Annotated in this window: 21 protein-coding genes; 9 read left to right on the top strand and 12 right to left on the bottom strand. The window is 60.3% G+C overall.

What is annotated here, in order from left to right; all coding sequences use genetic code 11:
* The first annotated feature begins 23 nt into the window (after positions 1-23).
* On the top strand, positions 24-785 hold the full coding sequence (gene proB / locus WCX18_RS00115) for a glutamate 5-kinase (RefSeq protein ID WP_345988511.1): 762 nt from the start codon (positions 24-26) through the stop codon (positions 783-785).
* Here proB and WCX18_RS00120 read toward each other — a convergent pair.
* Genes WCX18_RS00120 through selD form a run of 4 tightly spaced genes read right to left on the bottom strand, consistent with a single transcriptional unit; the run spans position 772 to position 4,255 of the window.
* Positions 772-1,473, bottom strand: a complete 702-nt coding sequence (locus tag WCX18_RS00120; RefSeq protein ID WP_345988513.1) for a DUF429 domain-containing protein — start codon at positions 1,471-1,473, stop codon at positions 772-774. The two genes, proB and WCX18_RS00120, sit on opposite strands and share 14 nt — an antisense overlap.
* The gene (locus WCX18_RS00125; RefSeq protein WP_345988515.1) at positions 1,464-2,111 is read right to left on the bottom strand and encodes a uracil-DNA glycosylase; all 648 of its coding nucleotides are present in this window, start codon (positions 2,109-2,111) and stop codon (positions 1,464-1,466) included. The genes WCX18_RS00120 and WCX18_RS00125 overlap by 10 nt, the downstream gene beginning before the upstream one ends.
* Positions 2,083-3,234 (bottom strand): tRNA 2-selenouridine(34) synthase MnmH, encoded by a 1,152-nt coding sequence (mnmH, locus tag WCX18_RS00130; protein ID WP_345988517.1) that lies wholly within the window; start codon positions 3,232-3,234, stop codon positions 2,083-2,085. Before mnmH ends, WCX18_RS00125 begins: the two co-directional genes overlap by 29 nt.
* Positions 3,224-4,255: a selenide, water dikinase SelD gene (gene selD / locus WCX18_RS00135; RefSeq protein WP_345988519.1), complete on the bottom strand. Its 1,032-nt coding sequence runs from the start codon at positions 4,253-4,255 to the stop codon at positions 3,224-3,226. Before selD ends, mnmH begins: the two co-directional genes overlap by 11 nt.
* A 94-nt stretch (positions 4,256-4,349) precedes the next feature.
* On the opposite strand from selD, the gene WCX18_RS00140 reads away from it, so the two are divergent.
* Entirely contained in the window at positions 4,350-4,829 is a 480-nt protein-coding gene (locus WCX18_RS00140; protein WP_345988521.1) for a haloacid dehalogenase, read from the top strand.
* Between the two features lie 4 nt (positions 4,830-4,833).
* Here WCX18_RS00140 and WCX18_RS00145 read toward each other — a convergent pair whose 3' ends face one another.
* Genes WCX18_RS00145 through WCX18_RS00170 form a run of 6 tightly spaced genes read right to left on the bottom strand, consistent with a single transcriptional unit; the run spans position 4,834 to position 12,200 of the window.
* Entirely contained in the window at positions 4,834-6,657 is a 1,824-nt protein-coding gene (locus WCX18_RS00145) for a mechanosensitive ion channel domain-containing protein (RefSeq protein WP_345988523.1), read from the bottom strand.
* Positions 6,658-6,670: 13 nt separating this feature from the next.
* The gene (locus WCX18_RS00150; protein WP_345988525.1) at positions 6,671-7,471 is read right to left on the bottom strand and encodes a CorA family divalent cation transporter; all 801 of its coding nucleotides are present in this window, start codon (positions 7,469-7,471) and stop codon (positions 6,671-6,673) included.
* A gap of 45 nt (positions 7,472-7,516) precedes the next feature.
* Positions 7,517-8,305: an inositol monophosphatase family protein gene (locus WCX18_RS00155; protein ID WP_345988527.1), complete on the bottom strand. Its 789-nt coding sequence runs from the start codon at positions 8,303-8,305 to the stop codon at positions 7,517-7,519.
* Positions 8,306-9,988 (bottom strand): phosphoglucomutase (alpha-D-glucose-1,6-bisphosphate-dependent), encoded by a 1,683-nt coding sequence (gene pgm / locus WCX18_RS00160; protein ID WP_345988529.1) that lies wholly within the window; start codon positions 9,986-9,988, stop codon positions 8,306-8,308.
* 55 nt (positions 9,989-10,043) lie between these two features.
* The gene (locus tag WCX18_RS00165; protein ID WP_345988531.1) at positions 10,044-11,930 is read right to left on the bottom strand and encodes a mechanosensitive ion channel family protein; all 1,887 of its coding nucleotides are present in this window, start codon (positions 11,928-11,930) and stop codon (positions 10,044-10,046) included.
* Positions 11,931-11,990: 60 nt separating this feature from the next.
* Positions 11,991-12,200 (bottom strand): hypothetical protein, encoded by a 210-nt coding sequence (locus WCX18_RS00170; protein WP_345988532.1) that lies wholly within the window; start codon positions 12,198-12,200, stop codon positions 11,991-11,993.
* Between the two features lie 253 nt (positions 12,201-12,453).
* Here WCX18_RS00170 and WCX18_RS00175 point away from each other — a divergent pair, with 253 nt between their 5' ends.
* Together WCX18_RS00175 and WCX18_RS00180 are read left to right on the top strand one after the other, a co-directional pair.
* Positions 12,454-14,550 (top strand): TonB-dependent receptor, encoded by a 2,097-nt coding sequence (locus WCX18_RS00175; RefSeq protein WP_345988534.1) that lies wholly within the window; start codon positions 12,454-12,456, stop codon positions 14,548-14,550.
* Between the two features lie 12 nt (positions 14,551-14,562).
* Complete coding sequence (locus WCX18_RS00180; RefSeq protein ID WP_345988536.1) at positions 14,563-15,933, top strand: 4Fe-4S binding protein; 1,371 nt, start codon at positions 14,563-14,565, stop codon at positions 15,931-15,933.
* 37 nt (positions 15,934-15,970) lie between these two features.
* Here the strand turns inward: WCX18_RS00180 and WCX18_RS00185 are convergent, their stop codons facing one another.
* A complete protein-coding gene (locus tag WCX18_RS00185) occupies positions 15,971-16,663 on the bottom strand; it encodes a MerR family transcriptional regulator (RefSeq protein WP_345988538.1) in 693 nt (230 codons plus the stop codon).
* A gap of 91 nt (positions 16,664-16,754) precedes the next feature.
* Between WCX18_RS00185 and WCX18_RS00190 the strand changes: the two genes are divergently transcribed.
* The 5 genes from WCX18_RS00190 (at position 16,755) to WCX18_RS00210 (ending at position 19,427) form a co-directional block, all read left to right on the top strand.
* Positions 16,755-17,267 carry a YeeE/YedE thiosulfate transporter family protein gene (locus tag WCX18_RS00190; RefSeq protein WP_345988540.1) on the top strand — a complete coding sequence of 171 codons (513 nt, stop codon included), beginning with the start codon at positions 16,755-16,757 and terminating at the stop codon, positions 17,265-17,267.
* Positions 17,264-17,863 (top strand): YeeE/YedE thiosulfate transporter family protein, encoded by a 600-nt coding sequence (locus WCX18_RS00195; RefSeq protein ID WP_345988541.1) that lies wholly within the window; start codon positions 17,264-17,266, stop codon positions 17,861-17,863. The genes WCX18_RS00190 and WCX18_RS00195 overlap by 4 nt, the downstream gene beginning before the upstream one ends.
* 48 nt (positions 17,864-17,911) lie before the next feature.
* Positions 17,912-18,442 (top strand): carboxymuconolactone decarboxylase family protein, encoded by a 531-nt coding sequence (locus WCX18_RS00200; RefSeq protein WP_345988543.1) that lies wholly within the window; start codon positions 17,912-17,914, stop codon positions 18,440-18,442.
* The gene (locus WCX18_RS00205) at positions 18,439-18,885 is read left to right on the top strand and encodes a DsrE family protein (RefSeq protein WP_345988545.1); all 447 of its coding nucleotides are present in this window, start codon (positions 18,439-18,441) and stop codon (positions 18,883-18,885) included. Before WCX18_RS00200 ends, WCX18_RS00205 begins: the two co-directional genes overlap by 4 nt.
* Before the next feature lie 131 nt (positions 18,886-19,016).
* The gene (locus WCX18_RS00210) at positions 19,017-19,427 is read left to right on the top strand and encodes a DUF1566 domain-containing protein (protein ID WP_345988547.1); all 411 of its coding nucleotides are present in this window, start codon (positions 19,017-19,019) and stop codon (positions 19,425-19,427) included.
* Positions 19,428-19,433: 6 nt separating this feature from the next.
* On the opposite strand, the gene WCX18_RS00215 is transcribed toward WCX18_RS00210, so the two are convergent.
* Positions 19,434-20,090, bottom strand: a complete 657-nt coding sequence (locus WCX18_RS00215; protein WP_345988549.1) for a hypothetical protein — start codon at positions 20,088-20,090, stop codon at positions 19,434-19,436.
* Positions 20,091-20,107 lie beyond the last annotated feature (17 nt).

Genomic DNA, 20,107 nt, shown 5'->3' on the forward strand with positions numbered 1-20,107 from the left:
GAACGTTATTTAGAAAGAGGACCATGAAACGAATAGTACTCAAGGTCGGAACTGCCGTGCTGACCGAAAACAACAACATCGCAAAGGAGCGGATGCTCAACCTCGTCTCGCTCATTGCCGAGTTGAAGAAAAAATACGATGTCGTTCTGGTCAGTTCCGGTGCCGTTGCGGCGGGCTACTCCGCCCTCAAGCTCGACAAGCGCAAGCAGATCGGCAAAAAAGCGCTGGCGGCGGCGGGGCAGCCCATTTTGATGACCAGTTACAAAAAGAAATTCGATATCTACAATATCGATACGGCACAGATCCTTCTGACCGAGGACGATTTCGACTCCCGCAAACGCACCAAGATGTTCCAGGAGATCATCGACGCGCACCTGGAAAACGATATTCTTCCTATCGTTAACGAGAACGACATCACTTCCACGCCTGACCAGCTTTTCGGCGATAACGACCAGCTCTCCGCGAATGTCGCCTTTGCAATCGGGGCGGAAGAGCTGGTGATTCTCAGCGATATCGAGGGGTATTACGACATGAACCCCAAAGAGCATGCGGATGCGAAGCTGCGCAAAAAGGTGACGGTCCTGACCCCCGGCGAGCTGATGGATGAAGCAACCCCCAGCAGCTTCTTCGCGACCGGCGGCATCGTGACCAAACTGAAAGCCGCCGATTTTGTGATGCGGCGCGGTATCGACATGTTCTTGTGCAACGGTTTCGATCTGACCGCCGCCCGCAACTATCTGCTCAACGGCAAACAGACGTCGGGAACCCTCTTTACAACGGAGTGACCCCCGGTGGCGGCGTCAGCAGCACGCCGATTTCCGCATCCCCGAACTTCAGACATCTTTTCTCTGTAGCGTAATAGAGTGTGTAGGCGCAGACGAGGCTGTCAAGAAAATCCTCTTCGGCCTTGAGCGCTTTGCCCCTGAGCGTTTCCAGCGGTGTTTTAAGGCCGTTTGGGACTGTTAGGACTTCAAACAGGGCCGTTTGCAGCGTCTTCATCGCCTCCAGACGTGCTTCCCTCGGTACCGAGGCTTTGTACCGCAGGACTTTCCCGTCGTTGAAAAGGGCGAGTATGGTGGCATGGGGATAGACCTCGAAGAGCGTGCCTTCTTCAAAACCAATCCCTTCCGCTTTGAGCCCTTCATAGAGGGCAAACCCCGCATAACGTCTAAAACGTTTTTCAAACAGCTGCGTGTTGACGGCGTGCACCCCGAGCCCGTAACGGGCGAAAGTCTTGAGGAATTGCAGCTCGTTGGGGCGGTGGCCTGTGGCATTGGGGATGATCATCGGGGCGTCGACCCCGACGCGGCAGCCCGGGTAGGCGCGGACGACGTCGAGGATCGTTTCGACCGTATCGGCGTAGCGGTAGGCGACAAGGCGGGCATCCGCATCGATGACGGCGACGCTGCTGGGGTTGCCCTCCGCCCAGGCGAGATCGATGCCGACATAGAACGGCACCGGTGTCAGCGGCATGCCAGCACCGCTTCCATTCCCGCCGTAAAAGCGGGCTTGCCCCCGCGGGCGGGGTGGCGGACCTTGGCATGGGGGATCTGCAGCCGTGTAAGTGCAGCTTCCGCGCTGTTGCCGACGGCGACGACGGTGGTGACGGAGGGGAAAAGGGAAAGGAGACGGCGCAGGAAGGGTGCCGCGCTGTCGATCTCCTTGCCAGTCGGCTTACGGTTGGAGTCGGGGTTTCCCTTTTCATGAGGGTGGAAACAGAAGGCGTTCCAGCAGAGCGCGGCGATGCGGTGGCGCTGCAGCACTTCCCAGACGATTCCCGCGCTCTGTTCACGGGTATAAGGGGAGCTGGCGACGCGGTAGCCGTGGCGCGCCGTAAAGAGGGCACCCTCCAGCACCCCTTCGGCGACGAGCGCTTCGGAGCTGAAGGGGATGCCTGTCAGGCGGCAGCCGTTGTAGCCGGGGGCTTCGCCGATGAGCAGCACTTCGGGCTGCAGGGCGCGCAGCTGCTGCAGGTAGCACTGAAGGTTGTGGCGTTGGGTGTTGGTGCGTTTGGCGGCGTAAAAGTTGGTGACGTTCGCACCTACGGCACTCTCCTGGAGACGTTTGCCGAAACGTTTTATGTCAGCGTCGATCTTCACGGCTGCGGACATAGTCGATCACTTCATCGGCGTTGCCGCGGAAGAGGACGGGTACGGGGCTTTTGGCGATCTGGTAGTCATACATGGGGTCGTAGTAGTCGCGCAGCAGCATCCGGATCCACGGTTTGTGCTGTTCGGTCTCCCCGCTGTTCAGCTGTTCCGCGAAGGCACCGGCGAAGAGCTGTTTGATCTGCCGGAAGCGCTCGTCGCCCAGGCGCCGTTTGATGCGGTCGATGCCCGCGTTGGCGTCTTCGAACCAGTGGCGTTCGGGGTGTTCGGCGAACATGACCCGGTACTCTTCCAGGGCGTGGGTGACATACTCGTCGAAGGTGATCTCCACCCGCTCGTCCAGCGTGGCCGTCAGGATGATAAGCCCCCCTTCGAGGAAGTTGTTATAGACCGGCTTGGGGATGTAGACCCGCCCGACGTTGTGGCTTTCGTGTTCGATGACGAGGTGGCGGTGGTGTTCGGCCTCGTGGCGGATCAGGGCGTAGGCAAGGCGGTCCTCGAAGTTGATCTGGGAGGGCTGGGGGGTGATATGCCGCCCGAAGGAGGAGCCGCGGTGGTTGGCGATGCCTTCAAGGTCGACGGCGTTCTCCAGCCGGTGGATCAGCAGGGTCTTACCCGTCCCGGTCCGGCCGCTGATGATAAGGGTGTCGGCCTCTGCGCTGATACGTTCGCTCTCCGTCATCAGGAAATGGCGGAAAGCCTTGTAGCCTCCCTTGAGGCGGGGCAGGGTGACGCCCGCTTCCTCCAGCCATGCCTGGGCGATCTGGGAGCGCTGGCCTCCCCGGAAGCAGTAGAGCCAGGCGTCGGGGTGCGCTTTGACAAAGTCGGCCCAGGCTTCGATGCGTTCATGTTTGTGCGGGCCGACGAGCTGTTTGCCCAGGGCGACGGCCGCCGCATTGCCGGCTTCTTTGTAGCGGATGCCGATAAGGTGGCGCTCCTCGTCGGTCATCAGCGGCAGGTTGACGGCACCGGGGAAGGCCCCTTTTTCAAACTCGACCGGGGCGCGTACGTCGATGAGAGGGCGGTTCTCCAGGACGATGCTGCGGAAGGCGTCGGTGAGCGGGAGGTTCTTGCGTTTTATCGCCTCGATCTCGTCGAGGGAGCCGATCGGGAGATCAAACGACATCGATCAGGTGCGCTCCGCGTTCAACGGTCTCGCCGATGCTTTTGAGGGAGAGCCCCTCCGCTTCCGCGAGGGCCAGGAAATCGGCGACGGCATCTTTGCGCACGGCGCAGAGCAGCCCGCCGGAGGTCTGGGCGTCGCAGAGGATATCCTGCTGCTCCGGGGCCATCGGGCCGATCTTGTGGCCGTAGCTCTGGAAGTTGCGGCGGGTGCCGCCCGGGACGCACTCCATGGCGAGGTACTCTCTGACTTTCGGCAGCAGCGGCACGTCGTCAAACCGGACGACGGCGCCGATCCCGCTGCCTTCAACCATTTCGGCAAGGTGGCCCAGAAGCCCGAAGCCGGTGACGTCGGTGACGGCGGTGACCCCCTCCATGTGGGCGATCGCCGCCCCGATGGCGTTGAGCGTCGTCATCGCCTCGACGGCCGGGTCGATGTCGCCCGGTGCGATTTTGCCCTGCTTCTGCGCCGTCGTGAGGATCCCGATACCGATCGGCTTGGTCAGGAAGAGCTCGCAGCCCGCTTCGGCAGCGTTGTTGCGCTTGAGGTGCTCGTTATCGACGATGCCGGTGACGGCCAGACCGAAGATGGGTTCGGGGGAGTCGATGCTGTGGCCTCCCGCCAGCGGGATGCCCGCCGCTTCGCAGACGGAACGCCCCCCTTCGATCACCTCGCGGGCGACCTCGTCGGGCAGCTTGGCGATGGGCCAGCCGAAGATGGAGATGGCCATCAGGGGTTTGCCCCCCATGGCGTAGATGTCGCTGATGGCGTTGGTCGCGGCGATGCGCCCGAAGGTGAAGGGGTCGTCGACGATGGGCATGAAGAAGTCCGTCGTGGAGAGGACCGAGGTTCCGTTGCCCAGGTCAAAGGCCGCCGCGTCGTCGTTGCTGGCATTGCCCACCAGCAGGGCGGGGTAGCTGATGTTTTCGCGCGCGCTCTGGAGGATGTTGTCGAGCTGCTTGGGGGAGATCTTGCAGCCGCAGCCGGCGCCGTGGCTGTATTGGGTCAGTCGGATGTCGTTCATGCGCAAGCCTTTCCGCTTTTTTCGAATCATAGTCCTCTTTCGATAAGAACGCACTTTAGAGCTGTCATGGTATGATGCTGCCAAAGGAGCCGTTATGCCCAAAGAAGTTCAGATCGACATCCCCCATTACGCGACGCTTGCCCTGCGCCACGTCGTCCTCGATTACAACGGGACCCTTGCCCTGGACGGCACGCTGACGGAGGTGGCGGCAGCCCTGCTGGGGCCGCTGTGCGAACGCTACTCCGTCCATGTCATTACCTCCGACACCTTTGGGACCGTGGCCGAAGCGGTCGCGCCCTACGACGTCACGGTCAAGGTGCTGCAAAGCAGCGACCATACGGGAGAGAAAGCAGCGTATATCTGGGAACTCGGCGCACCGCACTGCGCGGCGGTCGGCAACGGCGGCAACGATGCACAGATGCTCAAAGCGGCCGCGCTGGGCATCGCCCTTGTCGGAGACGAGGGGTGCGCGACGGAGACCCTGCTGGCGGGCGATGTCGTCTGCAGGCATATCGAAGATGCCCTGGGGCTGCTGCTCAACGAGAAGCGCCTCATCGCCACCCTGCGCCGCTAACGCGCTACAAACCGTCTTTGGGCAGCTGTTTGACGTAGAGGTCGAGCTGCGGGAAGGGGATCTGGATGCCGTGTTTGTTCAGGGCGTTGTAGATGAGGATCAGGAAGTCCGAACGCAGCGCGCTGGGGCGGTTCTTGTTCGCCCACTCGACCCAGACGATCAGCTCGAAATCGACGCTGCTGCTGTTCATATTGACCATCCACACCTCGGGCTGTTTTTCGGGATCGTGCCGGATGTAGGTCAGGCTGCTCTCTTTCAGCTCATCAAGCACCGCTTTTTTCACCGCATCGACTTCCGTACCGTAGGCGACCCCGAAGGGGATGTGAATACGCCGGGTCGCGTCCTCGAGGGTCCAGTTGATGACGTTGTTCTGGATGAACGAGGAGTTGGGGACGACGATGTCGATGTTGTCGAAGGTCTTGACCGTCGTGGAGCGGATGCGCATGTCGGTGACGCGCCCTCGCAGGACGTCGCTGATCTCGATGGTATCCCCGATGCGGATCGTACGCTCGAACATCAGGATAATCCCCGCGATAAAGTTGGAGACGACCGTCTGCAGCCCGAAACCGACCCCGATGGAGAGGGCCCCGGCGATGAGGGAGATGGAGGTCATGTCGATACCGAGGCTGCCCATGGCGATGATGACGGCGATAAAGACGATGAGGTAGTAGCCGATGTTCGACGCCAGGCGCATCGACATCTGGCTCATGTCCGGCCAGCGGCGTGCCAGCCGCACGATCCAGCGCTTGTAGAAGGCACCCAGGAAGAAGCCCGCGATCAGGATCGTCAGCGCCTTGAGGAGGCTGAGGATGCTGATGGGGCGTTCGTTAAAGATGAAGAGCGGGGCGGTCAGGGTATCGCCGGCGCGCTGCAGCAGCACTTTTGTTTCGTGGAGGGTGTCGCCGACCACGAGGGCCGTCACCCCGAAGTGCGCCTTGGCGAGGCTGCGCAGCTGCACATTCTGGGCGCGGAAACGGCTGCGGACCTCCCCCGAGAGCCGCGTGGCATCCGCATCCATCGTATCGAGCAGGGCAAAAAACGTGTCGTTTTTCTCTCCGATAAGCATGCAGAGCGCCAGCTTGGCGGCCGATTCCAGTTTGGCCTGCAGCGCTTTGCTGTACTCCTCGCCGGCCTTTTTGAGGGCCGCTGCCAGGCGTTCGCTGCGGGCATCCTCCTCCAGTTCGGCCCCCTCCAGGGCGATTTCGGCAGCGAGCTTGCGCTGCAGGCTTTTTTCGATGGCGCCATCGGCCGTTTGCATCTCCGTCTGCAGGTCGGCATCCGTGCAACGGATCGCTTTGAGCCGCTTCGAAAGCGTATCGGCCACGGCCTTGCCGTAGCGTTCGAGGCGGTCGCGTCTGGTTTCGAGATTCTGCTGCTGGACCTTGTAGTAGGCGAACTGGAGCTGGTAGGCGCGCAGCCGGAACTTCTCGTCGGCGGTGAGCTGTTCGATCGTCTGCTTCAAAAAGGTGAGTTTGGACTGGATGTCGCGCAGTTTTCGGTCCGCACTCTCCTGTCTGACGGAGGCGAGGGCCGCCGCGGCGAGGGCTTCATACCCCTGTTCCAGCGTCGGGGCGGTTTTCGACAGGAGGGCGTCGGGGTCCTCTTCGGGGGCGGGTGTCTGGGCGGCGGCGCGGCGCAGCCGCTCCAGTTCGGCCCGCTCGGCGTCGGCCTGGGCGGGCGTCAGCGTCCCTGCGGTCTGCGCCGAATCGATCTGCAGGCGCAGGGCCTTGTAGAGGGCGGGTTTGTCGATGCTTTCAAAGAGGGTGGCGTTGATGTCGGCGGCCTGAAGGGCACCGATCAGCAGGAAAAAGAGGAGAAGGGTTCGCATCGTCAGGCTCCTGTCAGTGGTGTGGCGTGACCCGCCGCCGATGCCACAGCAGCAGTCCGACCGATGTCAGAAAGAAGAGGGAAGCCATCAACAGCACGGCATACCCAGTTCCCGCGGGGACGTCCGCAAAGGGAAGTCCGCCCGTGTTCATTCCGAAAAAGCCGACGACGAGGTTCAGCGGCAGGAAGATCGCCGAGATGACGGTCAGGAGGTAGATGAGACGGTTCATCTTCTCGTTGGTGCGGGCGTTGTGAAAGTTGTAGATGTAGTCGAGTTTGGAGAGCTGGTGTACGGCCGAGCGCAGCAGGCGGTCGGTGTGCTCATGCAGGTCGGCGTAGTGGTCCACGGGGAAGCGCTCCAGCGGTTCGTAATGCTCCGTTACCCCGGCCAGGACGGTGGTGGTGCGCGCCAGGACCCGTTCGACCCGGAGAATGTCCCGCTTCAGCCCCAGCCACTGCGTCATGAAATCGGCCTCTGCCCTGTCGGCATAGAGCCGCTCTTCCATGTCCGCGACGCGCTCCAGATAGCCGTTAAACCCTTTGAGCAGGCGGTCGATGATCTGGTCGATGATGCGGTGGGGCCCTTCAAAACGGCTCTCCAGGGCTTCGAAACGGTTGTGTTCCCTGTCGAACCGGTAGCTGCCCTCCTCCGTCAGGATAAAGCCGGTCGAGAGGATCTGAACGCCCTCATCAAGCACCGGCAGGCGGACGATCAGCATGTCGTAGTCCGGGTTGACGTCGAACAGGGAGGGGTGAAGTTCGTTGCGAAGGTCTTCGAGGTGCAGCGGGTTGATGGTGACGTTGATACCGTCCATGGCCGGCTCCTGGGTTGGTATACCGTCATTGTAGCGCAAAGGCGGCTACGTTGCGGGCGCTTCCCCCAGGTGCTTGACCAGTTCGGCGTGGATCGTGCCGTTCGAGGCGACGATGATGCGCTGATCGAGTGTATAGGGAGAGCCGTCGCAGCCGCTGACCGCCCCGCCGGCTTCTAGGACGATCAGGATCCCCGCCGCGACGTCCCACGGTTTGAGGTTGATCTCGTAAAAGCCCGCGAACGTTCCCCGTGCCGTGTAGCAGAGGTCGATGGCCGCCGAACCGAGACGGCGGATATCGCGCGTGCAGGGCAGCAGCCGTTCCATCGACTGCATGACCCAGTGGTAATCCACCCCTTTTTCGATCTTGGTGTAGGGGAATCCCGTGGCGATAAGGGATGCGGTCAGCGTTTCGGCATCGCCGACACGGATCGGTTCGCCGTTGAGCGTGGCACCCTTGCCCTTTTCGGCAAAGAAGAGCTCTTCGAGGACGGGGTTGTAGACGCAGCCGGCCACAGGCTGTTGATTCTCCCAGATTCCGATGGAGATGGCGCAGAAGGGGATGCCGTGCACAAAGTTCGTCGTGCCGTCGATGGGGTCGATGTAGATCGCTTTTTCGGGGAAGGTGTGGTCGTCACTGCTCTCTTCGCCGACGAGGGTGTGCTCGGGAAAGGCCTCGGCAAGCCTGGCTTTGAGCAGCTCCTCGACAGCGACGTCGTACTGGGTGACGAGGTCGATGTCGCTCTTGTAGCTGACCTCTTTGGGGGCGTGGTAGCCCTCAAGAAAGAGGCTCCCCGCTTCCTGGGCGATGGCTTTCAGGCGGTCGTAGCGCGGCATCTATCTGGCGAAGAAGTCCGAGAGGATGGCCTGGGCCTCTTCCTGGATCCTCTGGAGGTGGGTTTCGGAGATGAAGCTCTCGGCGTAGATCTTGTAGATGTCCTCCGTGCCCGACGGGCGCATGGCGGCCCAGCCGTTCTCGGTGACGAGTTTCAGCCCGCCCAGGGCGGCACCGTTGCCGGGGGCGTTGCTGAAGCGCTGCACGATCGGCTCGCCTGCGAGGGTCTCGGCGGTGATGTCCTCGGGTTTGATCGCTTTGAGTTTGGCTTTCTGTTCCGGGTCCGCGACGGCGTCGATGCGGGCGTAGTAGGATTTCCCGAACTCCGCCTCGAAGCCCTCGTAGACGGCCCCCGGGTCTTTGCCCGTGACGGCGCGGATCTCGGCGGCAAGGAGGTTCATGATGATACCGTCCTTGTCGGTGCTCCACGGGGTCGAATCCATCCGCAGGAAGCTTGCCCCTGCGCTCTCCTCCCCGCCGAAGGCGAGGCCGCCGCCGTAAAGGCCGTCGACGAACCACTTGAAGCCGACGGGGACTTCATAGAGTTTCGCGCCGAGGCTTTTTGCAATGCGGTCGATCATCGAGCTTGAAACGGCCGTTTTGCCGATGCCCATGTTAGTGTCTTTCCACGCTTTGCCTTCGAGGAAGGGGATGAACTTCAGCACCCCTTTTTTGCGGCGGTGGGTGAAGAGGTACCAGATGGCCACGCTGAGGTAGTGGTTGGGGTTCATGAGCCCGCTGTGGGGCGTAACGATGCCGTGGCGGTCGGCGTCGGCGTCGTTGCCGAAGGCGATGTCGTACTTGTCACGCAGTTTGATCATGGAGGCCATGGCGTAGGGCGACGAACAGTCCATGCGGATTTTGCCGTCGTGGTCGAGGGTCATGAATGCAAAGCTCGGATCGACCTTCTCGTTGACGATGAGGAGGTTCAGGTCGAGCAGCTTGTTGATCTTGCGGTAGACCGGCAGAGCCGTCCCGCCCATCGGGTCGACGCCGATACGCAGTTTCGCCGCCTTGATGACGTCGATGTTGACGATCTGCGGCAGGGCCTGGACATAGGGGGTGATGAAGTCGTAGGTCTCGACGTACTCGCTGGCCATCGCCGTCTCCAGGCTGAGGGCATGTACCGCTTCGAGACGGTGTTCGAGGATCTCGTTGGCCCGTTTCTCGATCACCGCGGTGACGTCGGTGTCCGCGGGGCCGCCGTTGGGCGTGTTGTACTTGAAGCCGCCGTCGGTGGGCGGGTTGTGCGAGGGTGTGATGACGATGCCGTCGGCTTTTTCCGTATGGGTCTTGTTGTATTCGAGGATGGTGAAGGAGAGCACCGGGGTCGGGGTAAAGACATCCTCCCCGGCGATACGTACGTCGACTTCATTGGCGGCGCAGACGCGGATGGCGGTCATCTGTGCCGGGTCGGAGAGGGCATGGGTGTCGCGGCCGATAAAGAGCGGTCCGGTGATGCCCGCGCTTTTGCGGTATTCACAGACGGCCTGGGTGATGGCGAGGATGTGTTCTTCGTTGAAACTGGATTTTAGGGAGCTTCCACGGTGGCCGGAGGTCCCGAAAGCGACCCGCTGCGTCGCCTCGGACGGATCGGGTTTGAGCTCGTAGTATCGGGCGATCAGATCGGTCAGGTCGATCAACTGTGCTTCGGTAGCCTGGGTGCCGGCGTCGGGATGGGCCATGGGTTCTCCTCATACATGATTGCCCATATTATAGTCCCTTTTTTGTTGGCGGAGGTTATTTTTCCGGTTGATTTTTGAACATCGGCTCCACCGTATCGCGGATGTTGTCTTTGTCAAAGTAGAGCGACTGCGACGGGAAGGCGAATGCGAGCCCGTGCGCGTCGAGGATCTCCCAGATCTTGAAGATGATGTCCTGCTTGATCCGGAGCCACTCCTCCCAGTCGACGGTGTTGGTGAAGGTGTAGATGAGGATGTCCATCGACGAGGCGGAGAGCTCATCGAGGTAGACCATGAGGCTTGTCTTGATGCCGAATTTGTCCTCGACGGAGATGAGGCGTTTTTCGCGCTTTTTGAGGCGGTTGTACATCTCGGTGTCATATTCGCCCGGCACGACGGTATCGGGGTGTTCGAGCAGCATCTGCCGGATCGCCTCGATGGCCTTGGCCAGCGCTTCCCTGTCCGATCCGTAGGTGACGCCGACGTGCATCTTGATGCGGCGGCCGACCTTGCGGCGGTTGTAGTTCTTGAGCGGGACGTTGGCCAGCTTTTCGTTCGGCACGGTGATGAGGGCGTTGTCGAAGGTGCGGATGTCGGTACTGATGAAGCCGATCTCGACGACGGTCCCTTCGACGTCCCCCGCCTGGATCCAGTCGCCCTGGGAGAAGGCGTTGTCCGAGAGGATCTTGAGCAGGCCGAAGAAGTTGCTCAGCGTGTCCTTCGCCGCCAGGGCGACCGCCAGGCCGCCGATACCGAGCGAGGCGACGAGGCCGGTGATGTTGACGCCGATATGCACCAGGAAGAAGAGCAGGGCGGTGATGATGATGACGATCTTGATGATCGAGAGGATGAGGTTGACCAGTTCGCTGCGCATCTGGCGGTTCTTGAGCGCGGTGCGCTGATGCAGGAGGTGGTAGAAGAAGTTGTCGACCAGGCGGATGGCGATGTAACTGAACGCGGCCAGGTAGACAAAGAAGAAGAGGGTACTCTCCTCCTGGGAGCTGCTCGGGTGCTTGAGAATCTCCAGCCCCACCTGCAGGCCGTAGGCGAGAATGATAACAAAGAGCGGCCGCCGGATGCTCTCGATGTTGTTGAGCATCATCTCGTCCGTGAGGTCCTCCTTGCGGGTGATGAGGTGCTGCATCAGACGGTAGACACGGTAATAAAGCAGTGCGGCGACCATCCAGGCGAGTAGCAGGCTGGCGGCGAAGAGCGACAGGCGGCCGACGTCGGTGTTGACGTAGCGCAGGCCCGTGTTGAGCTCGGCGGAAACGGCGTTGTCATTGAGCAGCGTCAGCAGGCTGTCGAGCCTGATGCGCTGCAGCAGCGAGCGGTACTGCAGGCTCTGGGGATTGAGCAGGACGTAGTCCAGCAGCTCCTTATAGAAAAGGTAGTGCGCCTGCAGCGCTGCGGCGTTTTGGCGCAGGGCATCGGCAACCTCCCCCTCTTCCGTTACTTCGGCGGCGGCGCGGACGTCCCCTTCAATGTCGGTCTCTTGGAGCTGGTCGATTTCGTCCTGGACCCGTTTGGAGAGTGCCTCGCTGTCGAGGATGGTCCACTCCGCCGCGAGGGAGGCGAAAAAGACATAGATGCGCTGCTGCAGTTTCAGCGTCTGTACGGCGAGACGGTCGCGGGTTTCGGCCAGGCTGTTCCCCTGTTCGCGGTTGATGCGGATCTTGGCAGAGAGCCGGTAGAGCTGCGCGTCCGCATCGGAGGGGTGGAAAAAGGGGTTGACGGGGTTTTCAACGCTGTAGGGGGCCGCCTTCAGGGCAGTGATCAACGCGGCAAAGGCGTCGAGCTTTGCATCGACCCCTGCCGCCTCCGAAGCATTCGCGTCGCCGCGCGGTGTGTAGAACGCCGCTTCGACGGCAACGGCCTGCTGCCAGAACGGTTCGGCCGCAAAGAGCTGCAGGCCGAGCAGTATCAGAACCAAAAAATGTTTCATACGTCTCCCCCTTTTTGGTGACGACAGTATAGCGTCCGGGGGGTAAAGCGGCGGCAGGGCCTAGTCGAGCCCCAGCTCCTTGAGCAGCGGGTCGAACTTGGAGGAGAGGCCGACGAGGGCGTCATACAACAGGCCGAAACCTTTGTCTTCGGCGATCCACTCTTCGACGAGTTTGACGCCGTCGCTCTTTTCGGCGTCGCTGAGTTCCGGAGAGGCGGCAATATTGTCGCGGATCACTTCAAGGTGTTCGCGGTTTTTATGACTGGACATGATCGTCTCCTGTGTGAGTGGTTTCAATAATCATAGCGAGAATCGCGTTAAAAATCTGCCGTCGTATGGCCGGGGGTGTTTTTGGACGGAATAACGTCAATAGTTTAAAAAAATGAAATGGTATTCATTAGAATGATTTATTTTTGTTCAAAAGGATTATTCCCTCTGAGTGCCGTGCTGCAGGGAGTTTCTTCACTTAACACTTAGGTAACACTATTTTTATAATATTACATATCGTATTTAAGGAGTGTGTATGAAAAAAGGGATTTTGCTGAGTATCCCGGCGGCACTCACGATGCTGATGGGAGCGGAAGAGTACTCCCTGGATGCCGTGAGCGTGACCGCGACAAAATTTGAACGCGAGACCAAAGAGGTACCGCAGAGCGTCGCTGTTGTCGACAGCGAGGAGATCGAAGACCGCAATGTACTCAACGTCAAAGACGCCATCGAAACGATCCCGGGGGTGATCACGATGAGCAAGAACAACGGCTACGACAGCCGGCTCATCATCCGCGGCGCAGGGCTCAAAGCGCGTTACGGCATCCGGGAGATCATGGTCATGCGCGACGGGGTCCCGATGACGGACCCGGACAGCTTTACGCGGATGGACTTCATCGACGTGGACGACATGGAGAGCGTCGAGGTCTTCAAGGGGCCGGGTTCCATCGCGGCAGCCAATGCCAGCGGGGGTGTCGTCTTCATCAAATCCAAATCCGTTTTCGATACGGACAACAACCGCATCAAGCTCGGGTACGGGACTTTTGACACCCTCAATGCCAACGTCAAAGGCTCCTTTGCGATCGACGAGAGCAACTATGTCGGCGTCAGCGTCTCCCGGCGCCAGTCCAGCAACAGCTGGCGGGACTGGAACGACTTCGACACGACCCAGGCAAGCCTGAAATACGGCCACATCTTCGAGGATGACGCCACGCTGCAGATGGAGTTCGCCTATACCGAAGCGAACCTGCAGCTGCCCCAGTCGCTCAGCGCCGACGAGTTCGCCGCCTATAAAGAGACGGGCGAAACGACGAACACCAACGGTGCGTGGCAGCAGAGCGGCCGCTACTCCGATACCTATTTCTTCAACGTGCAGTACGAGAAGAGCTTCGGCGACCTCACCTTCAAACCGCAGGCCTACTTCACGAAGTGGGGACACTACCACCCGGTCACGGGGATGATCAACGACGCGCCGGACAACTACGTCGTCGGGACGGACCTCGCCTTTGACGCGAAACACACGCTCTTCGACCGCGACGCCTCTCTGGTCTTCGGTCTGACGGCGCGCAGCGACATCCGCGATAACAGCAAGAAGTACACCTACCGCGACTACATCGATGTACCGGGACCGAGCACGCGCATTATCAAGGTGACCTCGGATGAGAAGGGGGACCTGGCCGGCATCGAGGACGGGACAAGCACGCTCTACGGCTTTTATGTTCAGGAGTCTTTCTCGCCTGCGGAGAAACTGCTCGTCGATATCGGCCTGCGCTATGACCATCTCTCTTTTGACATTGACGGGACGGAGTACCTGGCCTACGACTATGCCGACGGCAACTATACGACAGGCGAGGGTGATTACAGTGTCGCCGAGTCCTATGACCTCTTCTCGCCGAAAATCGGTGCGACCTACGCGCTGACGGAGACCTTGAACCTCTACGGCCTCGTGGCTTCGGCAAACCAGGCGCCGACGGACAGCGAAGTACGTGCCAACCTCTCCTACGGCAGCTCGCCGTCGCTCAAATCCTCCACCTCGATCAACTACGAGGTCGGCCTCAAACAGCGCAGCCGCGACTGGAGCATGGACCTCTCGCTCTATTACAACGACGTGCGTGACGAGATCGTCGCGGTCAAAGGGGCGGATAATACGACCTACTACACCAATGCCGGGAAGACGAAGCGTCTGGGGGCGGAGCTGAGCCTCAACTACCTTGCCACCGAAACGACCGATCTCGGTGCGACCGGTTCCTGGTACGATTACAGCTACGACGACTACGTCGACAGCGGGGTGGACTATTCGGGCAACAAGCAGCGCTACATCCCGGACTACCAGTACTCGCTCTTTGCCGCTTACCATGACGGCAGCCTCTCCGCGCGCATCGAGGGGATCAGCTACGGTCCGTTCTACATGGACGACCTCAATACGGAGAAGTATGACGGTTTCACGCTGGTGACGAACCTGAGCCTGGCCTACACGACCGGACATCACCGCTACCAGTTCAACGTCAACAACCTCTTCGATCAGCGCTACGCGACGGAAGTGGACAAAACGACCGGCTACGGTGCGCCGAAGTACTACTATACGCCGGGCATGCCGCAGTTTGCGATGCTGACCTACACCTATTCGTTCTAAAAGGAGAAGCAGATGGTCGAACATATTACGCGGAGCAGGAACGACCTGCTGGGCTGGCCGCTCGTGGCGGCACTGTTTAAAAACAAGCGCGTCCTTTTCATCGTACGGACGGTCGCGGCACTGCTTTTCGTCTCCGCGATCTGGTTCGGCCTGCGCTATCCGGCCCTGGCGGAGAACCCCTATACGTCTGCCGTTTTCTGGTCGCTCTTCTGGCCCTTTTTTATGATCGTCAGTATCGTGCTGATCGGTCCGGGTTTCTGCGGGGTCTGCCCCCACGGCGTGCTCGGCCGCTTTCTTTCAAAGTTCGGCACGAAAAAAGAGGCACCCGAGTGGATGAAGCACCGCGGTATCGGTCTGGGGATCCTGATCGCGGCGTACTGGGTACCGGCCTACCTCTTCCCGGGCCTGCTTAAGACTCCCTGGATCGCCGCACTGCTTTTTGCCGGGCTGACGCTGCTGGCGCTCGCCGTCTTTTCCCGCTACAAGAATATGGCCTACTGCACCTACCTCTGCCCGATCGGCAGCGTCACCAAAAGCTACGGCAAACTGGGGATGGTGCGCCTGCAGACCTACCGTGACGCCTGCGATTCGTGTACGACGTTTGACTGTGCGAAGGCCTGCGAGACGGGGCTGCAGCCCTACCTCTTCGATAAGAAGAACTCCATGCGTGACTGTACGCTCTGCATGGACTGCGCCCAATCCTGCGAGGCGGTGTCGCTGCAGCTGGTGAAACCCTCCAAGGGGATGTTCGGCGAGGTCAACGACCGCCACAATATCCACACCTATGTGTATATCCTGCTGCTGGCGATCATTACGATCACCATGCATTTCCACCACGGTCTGGGGCACTCGCCGGTGAAGACACAGACGCCGTGGTATGCGGCGGGGCAGTGGCTTGCATCGTTCCTGCCTGCCGGCGTGGACTGGGTCGGGTTCGCGGCGCTCAGTATGGCGCTGGTCGCCACCGGCGTGCTCGTCTTCGGCGGTTTTGCCGTTGCCGCTGCGCTGGTAAAGAAGCCCTTTAAGAGCTTCCTGCACCGCAACAGCTACGCCCTGGCCCCGATGATGATCATCGGGTCGCTCTCGCACGTAGGGTCGTTCTTCTTCATCCACTACGCTTCGGACCTCGCCAACGCCTGGTTCTGGCTGATCGGCAGCGCGGAGACAATGAAGCCGCTGGCCTCCATGCGCGACGGCTGGGTCCACCTCTTTTCGCTCTTCGGCTACGTCGGGGCCATCTGGAGCGCCGTCATCCTCTACAGCCGCCTGGGCATGTACGAGGTCTCTGCAGCCAAACGCCTGGCGGCTTTTGCCGCGTCGGGGGCGATGATCTGGTTCTATATCGGGTTGCTGCTGCTGTCGATGGCCGTCCGGTCACACTGACCCGGCCCACGTTCTGTTCCGCCGTAGTGCGGAAACCCTATGAGCGCGTCTCGTCCGCGTTCAGCTCCTCTTTGAGAGCGGAGACGAAGACCTTGTAGGTATTCCGGTCGAAGAGGTAGGGCTTGGCGGTAAAGAGGGTCTCGAAGAGGATCTTCCACAGCGTCGAGAAGTTGTCGTCGGTGCGGGCGGTACAGAGGCTCTGCTGCATTTGACGCTCCAGTTTGGCAAGCCCCCTGGCGTGTTCGGCGTAGGCTTTGAGGATATCGGGGGCGACCCCGACGCTCTCGAAGGCAGCGGCCAGGTTGACGATGGCCGCGTCTTTATGGGTAAAGTCCGCCTCCCCCGTCGGCAGGAGGATCCCCGTCTCTATCAGCTGCGCGACGATGTCGGCATCCAGTCCGAACGCCTCCACAAATTCCGATTGCGTATAGTGCTCCGCCTCGGCGGGGACGCGGCTGAGGGTATTCATCAGCGGTTCGATCATCGAGAGCGAGCTTGAAAGCGAACGGTTCGGGTTCCCCAGTGCCGCTTTGATCTGCTCGATACTGCTCCCCACCTCCTCTTTCATGTACCGGATGTAACGCAGCCGCTCCACATGTTCGTCGTTGTAGCGGTGGACGTTGGGTTTGAGCTTCCGCGCCTCGGGCAGCAGTCCCTCTTTGATGTAGTAGAGGATGGTCGATTTTGGCACTCCGGTCTTGGCGACGACTTCCGAGATCTTATACTCCACCGTGTTCCTTGTTCAAGAAAGTTTAAGCATTATAGCATAGAATTCAAAACGTAAAGTATAACTTGACGATTTACAAAATAAGGGGGTCATTATGCCTCGTACAATACCATGGTGGGCCGGCGGTATCCTGATGAGCCTGCTCTTCTTTTTTACCTTTTCCGAATGGGGAGCGGGGCGGCCGATCGGTGCCTCGACGGGCATGGCCTACCTCTCCGAGGTGCTGTTCGGCCTGGATGCCGACAGCCATGAATATACGGCCCTGATCGAGACGTCGGGCGCCTGGGAGGGGGTGATGCTGATCGGCGTCTTTTTCGGCGGCCTCTTCATGTCGCTCTTCGTGACGAAGACCTTTCACATCAGCTTTATCCCGACACTGTGGAAAGCGCGTAAGAACAGCTCGGTCCCTTCACGGATGGTCTGGAGCTTCATCGCCGGTTTCCTCCTCGTCTACGGGGCGCGGCTTGCCGGCGGCTGCAACGCGGGGCATATCCTCTCCGGAGGGAGCCAAACCGCCGTCAGCGGGTTGATCTTTACCGTCGTTGCCCTGGGTACCGGCATGATCACCGGCCGCTTCTTCTATAAACGCAAAGGGAGCTGTTCATGACGGAAGGTATCGTGCATATGTTCGACGTCGTGGCGGCGCAGGGGCACGGTTCCGTCTGGACGGTGCTCTTCATCGGCTTCTGTTTCGGGGCGATCATCCTCTACAGCCGGCTCGACAAGTTCGAGAAGATGGCGGGCTTTATGATCTTTGAAGACACCCTGGCACCCCGCATGGCGATGATGACGGTCGCGCTTTCCGGGGTCGGTTTTTATGCGCTCGTCCAGGGCGGCTTTGCGGAGTACCAGGTGAAACCGACCCTGCTGGGCGGGCTGCTGGTCGGCGCGGTGCTGTTCGGCATGGGGCTCGTGATCCTCGGTAAATGCCCCTCGGCCTTCTTCGTCTCCGTTTCCGAAGGGCGCGTCGATGCGCTGGTGGGCGTGATCGGCGGGATGGTCGGCGGCGCGGTATTCACCCTCACCTTTCCCTGGATCAAGCACCTCATGGGGCCGGACCTGGGAGCGATCCGGCTCAGCGATGTGCTGGGCGGCTATGAACTCATGATCGTGCTGGTGCTGAGCCTGACGCTCTTCGTCGTCGCCCTGCTGATCCCGACCGTCGACTACCACGACCCGGCCGATGAGAACCCAAAGCGTTAAGTACAACTTAACGCTTTTTCAATTAGAATTGTCGCAAAGGAGAAGAAGATGGCATACATAGCACTACCCGAATTCGAGGAGATGTCCCCGGCAATCCAGGAGAAGGCGCGCCCCATCCTGGAGAAGACAGGAAACCTCGGCGAGATTTTCAAACTGCTGGCGCTGGACGAGAAGGTCTATTTCGCCACCGACATGATGGTCCAGAAGTTCCTGTTGGAGCCGACGGAGCTCTCCTATGGCATCAAAGAGGCGATCGCCCTGCTGATCTCCAAGGAGAACAGCTGCAAGATGTGCGTCGACGTGCACAAGAACATCGCGAAGATGCTGGGACTGAGCGAGGAACGCATCACCCAGATCCTCGAGGGGATCGACAGCATCACCACCGACGAGAAAGAGAAGGCGCTGCTGCGCTTCTGCGTCCGCGCGTCGAAGAAAGACAACTACAAGATGCAGCAGGAGGATATCGACGCCCTCAAGGCACTGGGCTACAGCGACGTGCAGATCATCGAGGCCGTTGCCATCACCGGGTATTTCAACTACATCAATACCCTCTCCAACGTCTTCGGTCTGGGGCAGTGAAACGGTTTCCGGCCCTCATCGCCCTGCTGGGGGTGATGGCATCGGCCCAGGAGTACAAGGCGGTCTTCGACTGCAGCTCCTCAAACCCGCGTTATATCCTTTCGCGTTTCAACCTCATTGAGAAGACCATGCAGATGATCGAGGCCCAGGGCGACACGGTCCGTTTCGCCGTGACGATGCACGGCGGCTGCGCCAAGGTAGCCTCGGAGAGCGCCGATTACCTCGTTCCCGAGGAGGAAGTGCTCTATGTCAAGAAGGCGCAGGAGAGTCTGGAGCGTCTCTCCAAAGCCAAGACGGTGGAACTGGTTGTCTGCGCCATCGCGCTGGAGGGCAACGGGATCGACCGCGAAGACGTGCTGCCATACCTGCGCATCTCAAAAAACAGCTACCTCGACACCATTGCGTACCAGAACAGGGGCTACGCCCTGATGCCGCTGAAGTAGCGGCAGTGTTTATTGAGCGTTCGCACAATACGTTTAAGATGTGACGTGTAATGAAGTTCCCGTGAGAGAGGACGGGAGCGTTTCCCGGCGGCGGCAATAGTCTGCCGTGCCGGTGATGAAAAGGAGGGTAAATGATTCGAGTGGTTTCTCTGCTGCTCATGGTTTCCGCACTGGCCTGGGCCGGCTGGAAGCGCAGCGGTGACACGGTCATCGATACGACGGCCAAACTGCAGTGGCAGGACAATGCCATGGCGGCTAAGAAAGATACGGTCTGGAAAGATGCGCGCAGTTACTGCGCGAACCTGGAGCTTGAGGGGTTCCGCGACTGGCGCCTGCCGACACGGGCGGAACTGCAGACGCTGCGCAGGGCGGCGGCCGCGAAGAAGGTGGGACTCAAAAACACGGTCTCCAACGCCTACTGGACCTCGGAGATCTACCGCAAAATGCCCATCAATGCCTGGGCCGTCTACTGGGGCAACGGCCACATGTTCGATACGGACCGCTGCGACGAAGCGCATGTGCGCTGCGTCCGGCAGCGCTGAGGGGCTCTAGCGGTTCGGACCGCCCATGCCGCCCCCGCTGCATTTACCGCTGCCGCACTTCATCCCTTTGCCCATTCCCTGACCGGCCGGACGCTGCTGCATCCGGTTCATCTGGTGGTTCCGGAACTCGGTAGCATCGATCGTACCGTCCCCGTTGGCGTCGATGTCGCCGAAAGCGGGTGCATTGGCGGCATTGCGCATCATCTTGCCGCTTTCGGCCTGCTTCGCCATCCGCGCCTGCTGGGCGTTTTCGTACTCGGTCTGGGTGATCGCGCCGTCGCCGTTCGCATCAAAATCGTTGAATGATGACATCATTCTGCCCTGCACTTTGGTCTGGACTGTGTTTTGGGCATTGTTCATTCCCTGACCGGCCGGACGCTGCTGCATCCGGTTCATCTGGTGGTTTCTGAACTCGGTGGCATCGATGTTGCCGTCAGCATTGGCGTCGATGTCGCCGAAAGTAGGCGCATTGGCGGCGTTGCGCATCATCTTGCCGCTTTCGGCCTGCTTCGTCATCCGTGCCTGCTGGGTATTCTCGAACTCGGCCTGTGTGATCACGCCGTCGCCGTTGGCGTCAAAATCGTTGAAAGAGGACATCATCCCCTGTGCGGCGAACAGGGTTCCTCCGAGCAGCAGTGCCGCCGCGAGACTCATACGTTTCATCTTATTCTCCTTTGGGG

It is taken from the genome of Sulfurimonas sp. HSL1-2, assembly GCF_039645565.1.
GTDB classification, from domain to species: domain Bacteria; phylum Campylobacterota; class Campylobacteria; order Campylobacterales; family Sulfurimonadaceae; genus Thiomicrolovo; species Thiomicrolovo zhangzhouensis.